Source organism: Pontibacter qinzhouensis, from assembly GCF_008017455.1.
GTDB classification, from domain to species: Bacteria; Bacteroidota; Bacteroidia; order Cytophagales; family Hymenobacteraceae; genus Pontibacter; species Pontibacter qinzhouensis.
Genome location: NZ_VRTY01000058.1, coordinates 25,077 through 39,113, shown reverse-complemented (window position 1 = coordinate 39,113; position 14,037 = coordinate 25,077). Strand labels below are relative to the sequence as shown.

Annotated in this window: 6 protein-coding genes; all 6 read right to left on the bottom strand. The window is 46.8% G+C overall.

The window, feature by feature from the left end:
* Positions 1-1,248, bottom strand: a 1,248-nt coding sequence (locus FVR03_RS15045; protein ID WP_222707244.1) for a glycoside hydrolase family 35 protein, incomplete at its 3' end; no start/stop codon positions are given.
* A gap of 562 nt (positions 1,249-1,810) precedes the next feature.
* Complete coding sequence (locus FVR03_RS15040) at positions 1,811-3,289, bottom strand: alpha-L-fucosidase (RefSeq protein WP_147922584.1); 1,479 nt, start codon at positions 3,287-3,289, stop codon at positions 1,811-1,813.
* A gap of 240 nt (positions 3,290-3,529) precedes the next feature.
* A complete protein-coding gene (locus FVR03_RS15035) occupies positions 3,530-5,080 on the bottom strand; it encodes an alpha-L-fucosidase (RefSeq protein WP_439651048.1) in 1,551 nt (516 codons plus the stop codon).
* A gap of 612 nt (positions 5,081-5,692) precedes the next feature.
* The gene (locus FVR03_RS15030) at positions 5,693-7,990 is read right to left on the bottom strand and encodes an alpha/beta hydrolase-fold protein (protein ID WP_255474231.1); all 2,298 of its coding nucleotides are present in this window, start codon (positions 7,988-7,990) and stop codon (positions 5,693-5,695) included.
* A gap of 281 nt (positions 7,991-8,271) precedes the next feature.
* Entirely contained in the window at positions 8,272-9,834 is a 1,563-nt protein-coding gene (locus FVR03_RS15025) for a SusD/RagB family nutrient-binding outer membrane lipoprotein (RefSeq protein WP_147922582.1), read from the bottom strand.
* A gap of 39 nt (positions 9,835-9,873) precedes the next feature.
* The gene (locus FVR03_RS15020) at positions 9,874-13,206 is read right to left on the bottom strand and encodes a SusC/RagA family TonB-linked outer membrane protein (RefSeq protein ID WP_147922581.1); all 3,333 of its coding nucleotides are present in this window, start codon (positions 13,204-13,206) and stop codon (positions 9,874-9,876) included.
* Positions 13,207-14,037 lie beyond the last annotated feature (831 nt).

Sequence of the window (14,037 nt, the reverse complement as noted above, 5' to 3'; positions counted from 1 at the left end):
CAGTTTGCCCTGCACCGGCTGGTTGAAACGTTTGCTGTACAAGACGTACCCATGCCCCTGGTTCAGATCTTCGAAAGAAAGGGGCGTGTCGTTGTTAACAGGCTTTACATCCTTCTTCAGATCGAATAAATCTACTGTTTTGGTAAACTGAATAGCTGGCACCGTGATGACAGGCAGTTGCGCCGGAACTTCCGGCACCGGATAGGCCACATACTTTTTCATCAGTTCCCGGATGGCAGTATATTTTGGTGTTACCCAACCTGCTTCGCTGATAGGCGCATCATAATCGTAGCTGGTAATATCTGGCTGAATGTCGTGTTCTTCGTTGTAGTTCGCACCGGAGGTGAAGCCAAAGTTGGTACCACCGTGCACCATGTAGTAATTAAAGTGCACTTTATTTTTGAGGTACACCTCCGTTTGCTTTGTAATCTGGTCGGAGCCGATGCGTACAAAAGGCTCTCCCCAATGGTCTAACCAGCCCGGGTAAAACTCAGCAACCATGTACGGACCTTTGCCACCATTGTACTCGTTCACAGCTTTCTTCAGGTTATCGATGTTGCCTTCGCCGTTCGCAGTTGGAAGCGCACCTTCTATCGCTCCGCCTTCAAACAGCCAGGTGCCATCAGAAGTAAAGAAAGGTCCTTCAAAACCGGCCTGGGTCAGCAGTTTTTTAATAGCCGCATTGTACTTTTTGTGCTCCTCCAGCGGAATATCCTCGCGCTGCGACACGTAAGAGCCAAATTCGTTCTCGACCTGCGTCATAATAATTGGTCCGCCTTTGCTTACCTGCAGCCCTTTTACCTGCTCTGCCAGCTTGTTGATGTACACTTTGCAGGAGTCCAGGAAAGGCTGGTTGTTGGCACGAATCACCAGGTCGGGGTTCTTCTGCAGCCACCAGGGGTATCCGCCAAATTCCCATTCGGCACAGGCATAGGGTCCTGGCCTGAGTATTACGTACAAGCCTTCTTCCTGCGCTGTTTTAATGTACTCTGCCAGGTTCCGGTTGCCGGTTTTGAAATCCCAGACGCCGGGGGCGGTGTTGTGGTAGTTCCAGAACACATAAGTGGCCACGGTGTTCAGTCCCATGGCTTTCATCATTTTTAGCCGATGCCGCCAGTACTCCTTCGGAATACGCGCATAATGCATCTCGCCGGAATGAATCTGCACCGGTTTGGCGTTGACCAGGAACTCGCCGTTCTTTATTTCGAATGTTAGCTTTTTCTGAGCATTAACACCAAGTGCCAGCAAAAAAATGCAGCTACAGAAGCCTAGTAAAAATCTTAATTTATGTTGTAACATAAGTAAAATAAGTAATGCTGATGCAGGACGTTTTTGTTGATTCTATCTGAATTTGTCCTGTTATCTGATATCAATTTTTAATAATCTGTTCAATCTTCCCGCTGCTACTCCTACTTCCTCTTCCATTTTAACTTTTCCTTTCCTTTTGTCATCCTGAAAGGATCTTGTGGGCGAGATCCGTTAGCTTCTGCTAAATTATTCTAATGATTTTGGCCTTCCGGAGGTATTCGGTCACAAAATAGTCAAGGGTCGAAAGAGCGATTTTCTTGCTGGTGTGAGCTTGTAGCTCGTACTTTCATTCCACGATTCTTCGGTATATTAAAACGGTACGAGCTACAAGCTCGCACCAGCACGGATATTATCGCAACCTCTTGAAGTTTGACCAGATCAACCATTTAACGATTCAACCATTTAGCAATCAACAAGCAGCAACTAACATCCAGCATCAAATTATTCGAATGAAAAAGCCCTTCCGGAGCTAATTTTTGGCTAACAATGCCAAGGGTAAATCTTAATAAACCTCAACAGCCGAAATAACAGGGCTGGCTTTGGCATCCTGAATCGTGATGCGGATTTTGCTGGTGCTAACCGGATTGTCGAGTTTTAGAATGCGTTTGTAGCCGATGGTGGTAGCAGTCGCCACGGGTTTCCAGGTATTTTCCTGCCACACATCTACTGAGAAAGCCTTTACCCGCTGCCCCAGCTTAATATACTCCTGCAGGAGCACATACTTTACGAGCTGCACCTTGCCTAAATCGATCTCCAGACTTCCCGAAGTGGCGTTGTCGTCGGTAGTCCAGTAGGTTTCTTTGTCGCCGTCGGTTAGGTTAGCTGCTGCGAATGCTTTGGCGTTGCCTCTGTAGGTATTAGCTTTTACCTTCGCTTTTGCTGCCAGATTTGTCTTGAACTCCTGGTCGAGCAGCTTTCGCCAGCCTTGCAGCGCCTGCACATCGTTTTCGTGAATAAGTCCCCGTTTATCCGGAGGCAGGTTCAGTAGCAGCGTGGAGCCACGGCCAACCGAAGTCAGGTACAGGTCAAACAGTTGCTCCGGCGTTTTTACTTGTGTGTCCTCTTTCTCATGATAAAACCAACCAGGCCGAATAGAGGTGTTCACTTCTGCTGGTATCCACTTATTTCCATCTTCAGAACCTGTGTTCAGCAGTTCTTCCACACCAAATTTGCCGGCAAACAAGGTATCGTTGCTGATGGTGTTCCAGTTGGTTTCTCCGCCTATGCCCGCTTCGTTGCCGCACCAGCGCAAATCCGGTCCGCCATCGCTAAAGAAGAGCACCTTCGGACTTGGCTGCACCTGGCTAACCAAGGCTAAGGTGGTAGGCCAGTCGTAGTAGGTGGCACGGTCTATATTCCGTTTTTCGCGGGCGCCGCCGTAGTAACCGTCACCTCCGTTTGCACCATCAAACCACATTTCGAAAGCAGGTCCGTAGTTATTGAATATCTCCTTGAGCTGGTTCCGGTAATATTCTATGTAAGAAGGTTGCCCGTAATCAGCCCGGTTTCTGTCCCAGGGCGAAAGGTAAACACCGAACTTCAGGCCGTGCGCTTTACAGGCATCCGCTACTTCTTTCACCACATCGCCCTCTCCATTTTTGTACGGACTGTTCTTTACAGAATGTTCCGTGAATTTGCTCGGCCAAAGTGAAAATCCGTCGTGATGCTTACACGTTAAAATGACGCCTTTAAAACCCGCTTCTTTCAAGGTCCGCACCCATTGGTCTGCATCGAGCTGCGTTGGGTTAAAAATTTCCGGACTCTCGTCGCCGTAGCCCCACTCCAGGTCGGTAAAGGTATTGGTGGAGAAGTGCACAAACGCATTCATCTCCATTTCGTGCCAGGCCATTTGCGCCTCCGTAGGCACAGGCAACACAGGCTGTGGAGGCGCAACGGCTTGTGGTGTCGTGCTACTTGTGGAGCAGGAAAAAAAGGTGCTGGCCAGGGCAGCGGCAAGAGCCAACTGTCTGTATTTCTTCATGAACTGTGTTTTAAAATTTCATCATTAAAAAATAATCTTAATCCTGCTGAAAGAAGCTTCTTTGTCTGCTCCTCTCTATAAAGCTTGTCGGTCGCTGGTGCGAGCTTGTAGCTCGTACCTTATTTCTCGGAAGAAAGTACGAGCTACAAGCTCGCGCCAGCGTACAATACCAGCAAGATCTCCTTCAAAGGAAGTCTTTTCCTCCCATAAAAATTGCTGCACAATTTCAGTTACTTGCCGCTACTCAGCAGTAAAGGCAAAAGCCAAAGCAGGCGAAGCGGCCATAGAAGCAGGCAGGAAAACCTTAATTTTATCGCCTGCTCTTTCCCATTTCACTTGTTTGTTCGTCTGCAGCAGTTTCATCTTGCTTCCTTTTTTCGGGGCATTGCCAGTCCACTCTACTACTGTAGGTGCAGCAGCATTTTCTGGCAGAAGGGCAATGGCGTAGCGTGTGCCTTTTTTGCCTTGCGTGAAATAGGTAGTGCCATCCTGAAAGCGGTCGGTGGCGCGGGTGTTGTAAATAGCCTCTCCGTTAGCATCTAACCACTTACCTATTTCTGCGAGGCGCGTCACAGCTTCTTCAGGCAGCGTGCCATCTGGTTTCGGGCCTACGCCCAGCAACATGCTTCCGCCTTTAGCCACTACTTCTACCAAAGAATGAATCACTTTTGCAGATGACTTAAACTTATCGTTTGGCACATAGCCCCAGTTGTTGGCCAGGGTCAGGCAGCTTTCCCAGGGGTTATCTATTTTATTTTCTGGAACGCGTTGCTCCGGTGTCTGGTAATTTTCGTAAGGACCATGAACCGTTCTGTCTACGATGAGCAAACCCGGCTGCGCCTCCCGCGCCATGGTAGCGATGCGTGGCATGTCTACTTCCTGGCTAAACTCCGGAATGGCAGCGCCCCAGGAGCGCACTTCATCGTTCACGGTTTCAGAAGGTCTTACCCAGCCGCCATCGAGCCAAAGAATATCCATGGAGCCGTAGTCGTGCATCAGTTCGCTGATCTGGTTGTAGGTAAACTGTTTGTACTGGTTCCAGCGCCACTCGTGCTTGCGGATGTCGTAGTTCACGTTTCGGTCTGGCGTAGCATACTTCGGCCACCAGAAATACTCCGTGTGCCAGTCTGGTTTCGAGAAATAAGCACCGATCATAAAGCCTTCTTTTCGGAAAGCATTGAACACATGCTTGGCAACGTTAGCCTTCGGGTGATCTTTAAAAGGTCCGTTCGTGATCTTGAAATCAGTCTCTTTGGTATCGAACATGTTAAAGCCATCGTGGTGCTTGGTCGTGAACACCAGGTAGCGCATGCCTGCTTTTTTAGCCACACTCGCCCACTGCTCCGGGTTAAAGTTAACCGGATTAAAGTCTTTGCTGAGGCCCCAGTACCATTTCTTATAATCTTCGTAAGCGATGGTGCTGTCGCGTTCAATCCAGTCTTCGGAGCACAGTTGCCACGATTCTATGATGCCTGGTACCGCATACAATCCCCAGTGAATAATCATCCCGAATTTCTGGTCCTGCCACTTCTCCAGCTTTTTCTGCACCAGCGGGTCGGTAGGTGCTTCGTATTCCGCTGACTGATGATGAACGCCTTGCTCTTGCGCCAGGGCCGGTACTGTTAAGCCCGCCATGAGGAGCGAAAGTGTTAAGAAACGTTTTACTGATGGAAACTTCAGGTAGTGGTAAAACATGTACTGGTTTATTTTATGATGGTAAAGATCTTCAAGGTGAGTGCTTTGAAGATCGAAATCAATTTTTAGCTTTTGTGGTGTGGAAGCAAATAGCATTTACTTCTCTTTTGTCATTCTATATTATGTATCTTTTACTTTAGATTATCTTCTACATTCTCTCTTTCTAACGTACTCCTTTTTTGTCATCCTGAAAGGATCTTATGGGCGAGATCCTGTAGCTGCGGCTATTGGTTTAGAAGCCTAAGTTTGCATAGCTGCCGTTGATGCTATTCCGGCCTGAAGCTATTTCATTGCCTGCTTCCTTGTTCTTTTTGTCTTGATACAAAAAGAACCAAAAAAATCAAGAAAATAGAAATCGAGGGCCCCTTCCCCCACTCGCTGAACGCTCAGACAGTCTATTTTCAATTTGTGCACCTGGCTCATGCTGTTGCTCTGTAGCTGCCTGCCGCAATACATTAGTTAAAATTAACTTGATTTGAATGATCTAAATTATTCTAATGATTTTGCCCTTCCAGAGGCTTTTTGAGCTTTTTGTGTCAAGGGTTAAAGAACGATTTCCTTGTTGGTGCGAGCTTGTAGCTCGTACTTTCCGTAAATAAGGTACGAGCTACAAGTTCGCACCAGCAGCGGATTCTCGCAATCTTTTAAGGTTTACCAAAACAACCATTAAACAATCAACAACTAATAATCAGCAACCAACAACTGCTACTACTGCACTACCTGTTGGCCTTTTTCTATGCTCCAGTCGTTGCCGTAGAAGCCGACTGCTTTTACAGCCTTGGCTCCGTCTTTCAGCATGTCCAGCGAGAAAACCATGTAATCCGGGAAACCGCTGCCACCGGCAAAGTACTGGTTGGCATCAGCTGCCTGCATGCCTTTTAAGCCTGTTCCGGAAATTACTGCCACAGAGGCTACTTCGCTGTCGGCACGCGGCCACATAAAGTAGGCTCCCAGGTCATCGCCCTGGTAGGTTTTGCTACCAACTTTCAGGCTGCCGCGCTGCACCTGCACAGGGCACTTGGCCAGCAATTTCTTGTAAGCGCTGTTGGTGGTGGCATTGCCATAAATTATCACACCTCTATCAGCATAAGCAGTTGCTTTGAACTCCTTATCTGCGATAATATCTACTGCTCCGTTACCACGGTAATACCAAACTTCTGCATCGTAACGTGCTTTGTTATAGGCCCATTCGTTTTCTGCCTGGTTGCCAGCTGTGCCGTACACAAATACCATCCGGTGGTTGAAAGGCTCCTTTAAAGTGCCGTTTCTACCTGCTCCTTTTTGCTTGCTGAGTTGCGGCTTCGCTCCTGTTTTCCAGGTACTGCCGTTGTGGTGCAGGTACAGGATGTCTGCATCAGACTTAACTTCATAAGTAACAGGAGCTTGGTTATCCAGCGTAATTGTTAGCTTCTCCCCTTTCTGAAAATCCCCTAAAGCAAAACTCAGTACACTGATGTTTTCGGTACTGCCGGTGATGGTCTTCTGCTTTTTATTTCGATCGAGCTGCACACGGCTGTACTTAAGGGCTTGTTGCTGCTGCAACACAGATACCCAATGGTACGAGGAGGAAATAGCAGGACTAGCCGTGCTGAAGTTCACTTTGTTTACCGCGCTGTCGCTGGGAATAGTATGCCATTTAAAGTAATCGAAGATGGGTTTCCAGTCTACGCTCTCATCACCGAACCAGTGCGAACCACCCGGGTACTCGTAATAGCTGAAGTCTTTATGGAAACCCGCCAGCAATACTTTCATTTGCCGTGCATATTCCACAGACACTACTTTATCGCTGTCGCCGTGATGAATGTAAATGCCGCCAGCATTATAGTTCTGCGCCAGTTCCAGCACGTTGCTTGGGTTGCTGGCCTGCAGCAGCAGGCTTTCCATGCCTGTTCTGCCTGCTTCCGGAATTTTGCCATCAGCAGAACCATATTCGCGCAGCGTAGGGTAACCGGCACAAGGCGCAATAGCAGCCCATTTGCCCGGATACGTGGCTCCGAGGTACCAGGTGCCGTGCCCGCCCATAGAGTGGCCGGTCAGGTAAATTTGTTTTGGGTCGGGCTTGAATTTTGTTTTAGCCAGTTCAAAAACCTCCAGGGCATCCAGTCTGCCCCAGTCTTCCCAGTTGAAGCCGCGCGGCCTGCGGTTAGTTGGTGTAACCACTACGCCCCAGTCTTTTGGTTTGTAAGCTCTGGCTTGTCCGCTGGCTTCTACACCGGCTCCGTGCACAGAAAGAAACAAAGCTGATGCGCCTTCTGCTGTTTTCTGGCTCTGTGGCGCCACACCAAAGTATTGAACACTGCCATCTATGTCGCTTACAAAGGTGTTGCTGTAATGCTCCTGTGGTGCAACGGCTACCAATTTAATTTCCTGGGCATCCAGCACTTTTCCTTTTTGCAGGATGCTGACAGCCGCTGTATGATCTCCTTTTTGCTGCACACCCGATGGATCCATTTTAAACCCAACTTTGCGGATGGCCATGGCAGGAACAGTGGACAGGTTTGTTACCAGTTCTTTACCGGCTAACTGGCTTTTCAGTTGCAGGTTGGTTAAAGGCTGTGCTGTAGCGTTAATCACCACCACGGCTCCCCACACTGGCTGTTGCTGCTCACCTAGCACCACATTGGGCAGTGTTGGATCTTCTACACTAAGCAGTACAGGCTTGGCAGCAAATTCTAAGGTAGCAGATATTCCGTTCCAGGCCGAAAACCTGGACCCTCTTATATAGATTTCGTTTGTTCCTTTTTTGAGTTGCACCGGTAGGCGTAACCAGCCATCGCTGTAGATGTCGCCGGTGCGGGGCTGGCCGTTAAAGTATAGCATACTGTGGCCGGCAACCTGTAGCAAAGCAGTTTGGTCACGATCAGACTCATACGTCAGGTATAAGTAGCCATTTGCCAGTTCTTTGCCTTTAAATTTTGTTGTACTGTCTACCGAAATAGTGCGCCAGGTGGCTTCACTTCCGGTGTTTCCGTTAAAGACGGCTTTTCCTTCCGCAGGCTTTTTCAAGCTTTTATTGTAAAGTTGATAGGCCAGTTGGTCTGTGTAAAGTGCTTCCCGACCGTACAGGTGGCAATCTTCTACGACAAGGCCTTTGGTAAATTGGTGCGTAGGCTGTGCCTTTGCATGAACATAAAAAGTAAAAAATAGGAAAATTAATAACCAGCTGTTTTTTTTCATCTCAGAGAAGGTAGGGCTGCTGTAAAATCTGAATTAATAAAGTGAGTGTGAGCGGCAGGAAAAAAGAGATTGCCAAGCAGTCAGCTTAGCAATCTCTTCTGACTATTATATTAGTTTACATCCCAGAAAATTTTCCCGGTGCGGATATCTTTACTTCTAACAGCCTGGTAGTTCTCGCTGTTGTAGGCGTTCTCACTGCTTGGGTAAAGTAAGCGAGTCGGAGGTGTTTCGAAACCAGCTAAGGTGGCAGGTCTGAAGGTGAGTTGCGGATAACCGGTTCTTCTGTACTCAGACCAGCTTTGCACCGCCTGCAGAAAGCCGAAGTGCACCCATTTCTGCGTCCAGATCTTACCGAGTTTCTCCTGCGCAGTTCCAGTGTAAGCAATGGCAGCACCTTCCAGGAATTCAGTCATTTCCTCAGCAGTTGGCGCTGTTTCGGTTGCAATCGTGCTCAGGTTGTGCAGGTAGTAATAGAACTCTACTGATTGGCGGATACCCATTTTGTAAGCTGTTTCTGCCTCTCCGCCTCCCCAACGCTCAAAAGCTTCTGCTTTCAGGAAGTTTACTTCTGCTGCTGTCATGGCTACTCCAGGTATGCTGATGTTGTTCAGGAAAGTAGCTGAATCGAGAATGGCAAATTCGCCTCTTCGTTGTACCTGCTCCTCTGCACCAAGGCTCATTGGCATGGCTTTGAACTCCGTATTCGGCACAAAGGCATTATTTACAGTTCTGCCATATTTATCGAACAGCACATCTATCCGCGGATCGTTTGCTGGTTTTAAAACAGTTTCCAGCATGTACTCAGGTGCTGAGAAGCTATTGATCTCTGTTAAGGCGCTGTTCAGGTTGTCGGTGTAGTTTGTAAGCGGTGCCAACAGGATGTTATGGCTTGTTTCATCAACCAGCGGGTACTGCGCAGGGTTGCTCAGCATGGCCAAAATCTTAGTTTGAGCTGTTCCTTCACTTACAAAAGAAGTACGCATGTACAGGCGCAGCAACAGCGAGTTAGTATAGCGTCTCCACTTGTCTACGTTGCCGCTCAGCATAATGTCCTGCTTCTGAAAAGAAGGATTTGTCTGGGCAGTTGCAAAGTAAGCAGATGCTTCTTCCAAGCCAGCAAAGATAGCAGCGTATACTTCTTCTGCTGTGTCGAACTTAGGCCGTACTACAGTTCCGGTTGCGGCCAGGCTTCCAGCTTCGCTAAACGGAATATCGCCCCACATATCTACCATTTCAGACGCTTCGTCGAGCATAATTACTTTGGCAGCCTGAACAAAAATATCTGCAGTGGCTTTGTCGGTTTCAGGCAGCTGCGCATAGGCGGCTTCTATGGCGCGGTAATGTACCATGGCACCACCGCCATCGCCACCAGGTCTGTAAAAATCGTCCCAACGGTTCTGGATGTAACCAGGGTTCTGTTGGTACATGGTGTTGGAGTTCTGGAAAGACAGCGATTGTGTGTAAACCCCAGGCTGCATGGCTATAAACGTACGAACATCCCAATAAGAAGGGCGCACCCGGTTGTTATCGAGCATCTCTGTAAAGAAACCACCTATCGATGCATTTGTCGTTTGATCAGGATTGTAGAAGTTCTCCTCCAACTGGTCTTTACAGGACGTTAAGCTGGTAAAGGCAGTTGTTAACGTAACTATATAAATAAAAATCTTCTTCATAACTAAATCTTAATTAAGTTTTAAGTCCCTTACCAGTAATTAAAAGCTAGCATTAATCTGGAAGCCAATGCTACGGGTGGCAGCGCTGGAGCCTTCGTCTATACCCTGGCGGTACCACTGTGAGCCAATTGGCGCTTCAGGGTCAAGGTTCTCGAGTGTTCTCCAGAAATAGAACAGGTTTCTGCCAACCAGCGACACGCGAAGGTTCTGGAACTTCATTTTCTGTGCAAAGTTCTGTGGCAGGTTGTAGCCTAATACCAGCTCACGCATTTTAATGTAGCTGTTATCATACACGGAGCCTTTGGCATTCCAGGCATCGGCACCCCAGTAAAAGGTGTTCATGTAGTAGTAAGCCGCCTCTACAACAGTGGTGTTGGTCTCACCTTCAGCAGTTACACCTTCCAACAGGACACCATCGTGGTACACAGTGCTGCCATTTGGTGCTGTTGCATTGTGGCTAGGCAGCAGCACTTTGGTAGTGCCATCTACATAATAAGGCAGGCCACCGTTGGCTTCGTCGCGGTATTGCATGGTATTTTCGAACATACCGGCACCGTAAGCATATTTAAGAGGAGTAGAAACAATCTGGCCCCCTATACGGTAATCCACCAGGAAGTCTAGAGAGAAGTTTTTGAAAGAAACGGTATTAGAGAAACCACCAACTACTTTTGGCAGAATGTTACCGGCTTTCTCGTAACGTGTTTTGTCGATTACATATAAGCCATTTGAACCGATTATATGGTTTCCGTTCGCATCAGTTGCACGCGGGAAAACATAGATATCACCGATTGTTTCGCCTACTCTGGCTACTACACGCACTGCGCTTTGCTCTGCATCGTAGAACACCAGTTCATCCAGTCCGTCGGTCAGGCTATGTACTTTGCTGCGGTTAATGGCAAAATTGAAGCGGGTAGTCCAGTTAATAGTACCGGAAGTGATTGGCTCCGCGTTCAGGGCTAGCTCCCAGCCATTGCTTCGTATTTCACCGATGTTCGATATCCTACTAGTAGCTCCTACACTGGTTGGTAGCGATAAAGGAAGAATCTGATTTTTTACGCGGCTGGTATAGTAAGAGAGGTCAACTCCGATCAGGCCATTTAAAATCTTGGTATCTAACCCGAATTCCTTTTCATATTTGTTCTCTGCTACCAACGACTCGTTTCCGTAAATTGAATTAGAGCTTAACGAAGGAACCGGACCATTTATAGTTTGTAGTGGTGTCTGGCTATAGGTAACATTAGCCTGGTAGTAAGGCGGCGCATTACCTACAACACCATAAGAAGCTCTTAGCTTACCATAGCTCAGAAACTGTGGCAGAGAAATGGCATCGGTGAATACAAAACCAGCGTTAACAGATGGGTAAAAGTAGCTGTTGTTAGAAGAAGGCAAGGTAGAGGTATATTCCTGACGGCCAGTACCTTCTATAAACAAATAATCTTTGTAGTTAAAGCTCATCGTACCCAGGTACGCATATTTGATTACATCTGCACGCGAAGCCGATGTGTTTGGCAAGTTAAAAGAGTTGTTCAAGCTGAACCAGTTAGCCGTAGTTAAACCATCTCTGGTGCCGGAAGACTGGTCGCGATAGTTTTCTGTTCTACCCTGGAAACCACCATTTACTGTAAACTCAAAATCCTCGGTAATATCTTTTGAATAAGAAAGCAAAGCATCGCCGTAGAAGGTAGCATAACGACCTTTCGAGGTACCGTAGTAACCCGTGCTGTTACTTTGGTTAAAGGCAACCGGGTATTCATTGTACTGGAAGCTTTCGATAGAGCGGCTGGTATAATCGTTACCTACGCGGCCTCTGAGGCGAAAGCCTTTTCCAATTTCGTAATTCAAAGTGGCACTGGTAATAATTCTGTCTTCAAATTCTTCTTCTCTGTTTCTTAACTGGCCCCAAAGGAAGTTTAGTATCTCAGGTCTCACGTTATAAGCCAATGCTTCCTGTGGGTTACGCTCACTCTGCGTTGGCAGCACATATTTATAACCTTCTGATGTCTGGTACTTATTTAACCAAACCGACATATCTTCTGAACGGCCTAAAAATCCGTCGTAAGAAGCAGTGAGCCTGTTGATCTGCATCGGGCGGTTTTTCACGTAGCTATTCACATAGTTCGCTACAACATCAGCAGTCAGCTTATCGGTTATTTTAAGCGTGCTGTTCAGGTTAAAGGTGTTGCGGGTCATGCTGCCACCACGCTGTACACCTTCATAATCGTTGCGGGTATAAGACAGGCGGTAAGTAGCCTTATCGGTTTGGTTAGAGAGCGCTGCGTTGATGATAGAGTTAAAGCCTGTCTGGTAAAACTCCTTGTAGTTATCTGGCTGCGCTGTGTAGTTTCTTCTGGTACCATCCCACCAGTAAACTTCCTGCCCTTCCATTCTAGGGCCAAACTGCGCCCAGGATCTGAAATTCGGACGGATGCCATCAGGAGTTCCATCGCCGTTTGAGTCAACTGGAATCCAGCCTTCTGGTGTAGCACCCACTGATGCGTTTGTAGCTCTGTCGTAGCCAGGCCCGTAGATGTTCTGGTATTTAGGTGTAAAAGCAACGTTCTCCACATTGTACGTGTAGTTTACATCTACTCCCAGGCCTTGTCTGGACGATCCTTTCTTCGTTGTGATAACAATAACGCCACTGGCTGCGTCAGAACCATAAAGTGCTGTGGCACTGGCACCTTTCAACACAGTTAAAGATTCAATATCAGATGGGTTTATATCTAAAATACCATTCCCTCTAATTCTTTGGTCGTCCCAGTAGCCACCGTTGTTATTACCGCTGGCACCACGTTCGTTATTGTTCCTAATGAGTACGCCATCTACTACATATAATGGTTGTGTGTTAAAAGAGAGTGAGTTGATACCCCTGATCTGCACGTTTACACCACTGGTGGCACCACCCGGAGCAGTTGTAATTTTAACACCGGCAGCTTTGCCATACAGGGCGGAAGCAAAGTTGGTGTTACCAGCCTGGGTTATTTCCTGAGCACTTACGGTGCTGGTGGCATAGCCAAGCGCACGTTGGTCTTTAGAAATACCCAAAGCGGTAACGACTACCTCGTTCAGGTTTTTTGAATCGGAAACCAGGTTTACATCAATAATAGCACGGTTGCTTACAGGAACTTCTTTTGTAATAAAGCCTATAAACGAAAAAACCAGCGTTCCGCTTCCGTTTGGCACCTGCAGCGAGTATGCGCCATCTATATCAGTAGATGTACCCGTGGTAGTACCTTTTAACAAGACAGTAACGCCAGGCAACGGTTGTTGCTTCTCATCGGTTACCTTTCCTGAGATGACTTGCTGAGCCCATGCCACCTGGAACGAAAACACCAACAAGACACTAAATAAAAGTGTAATGTATTTTCTCATATTGGTTTAGATTAAGTAAATGGTTAATGTTTAATATGTATTATCAGATATAAAATAGGATATAATAAATAAAACTTATTCAGCAAACACCAAATAATCGATCAAGTTAACAACCTGCTCCTGCCGAAATTTAAACTAACGAATTTTAATTATCCTAATACCAAGAAGTGCTTCCTGGCCAGGAGAGCAGCTAGACCATCACATAATTGATCGGCCGAATTATAAACATAATTTCACCATCTCTTATAAGATGCGCCTGCTATTACTCTTACCAACTGGGATTATGGGCAAACTACAACCGTATAAAGCACAATTTTCAAGCACTTCTATACAAGCTAACAATCAGATACTTCTCTTCAAAAGCTTTCAAGAAACTCAAAAATCTAATAAGGCTTAGACTTTACAATATGGTCGGAAAGTACAATAGTAACAATTACAATATGAACTATTGATGTACCTAAGGTAGAGAACATATTTTACAAAAACAAATTAAAAACAACAAATGTGTGCGGCAACACTTAACCTGTGTGCGGAAACACTAACGAGCGGATGTAGGAAAACGTTAGCCTTTTTTTTAAGTGTATTCTAAACAAGTAGTACAATTAAGTTTGCTTTCAGAATCAGGTTTATTGCTCTATTGCCAAAAAAAGGCCTTTTGCAGCTACTGCGCCTATAACCAGTGTGCTAACAGAGATCCCCGGGTAGCTGCTGTGCAGGTACACACACTAGCTCTAACAGTTGTTAGACCTAAATACCTACAGCCTCATAAAAAAAATTTATACACACATTGTGTTCGGCAACACGAGCATTGTGTACGGAAACACATCGAAA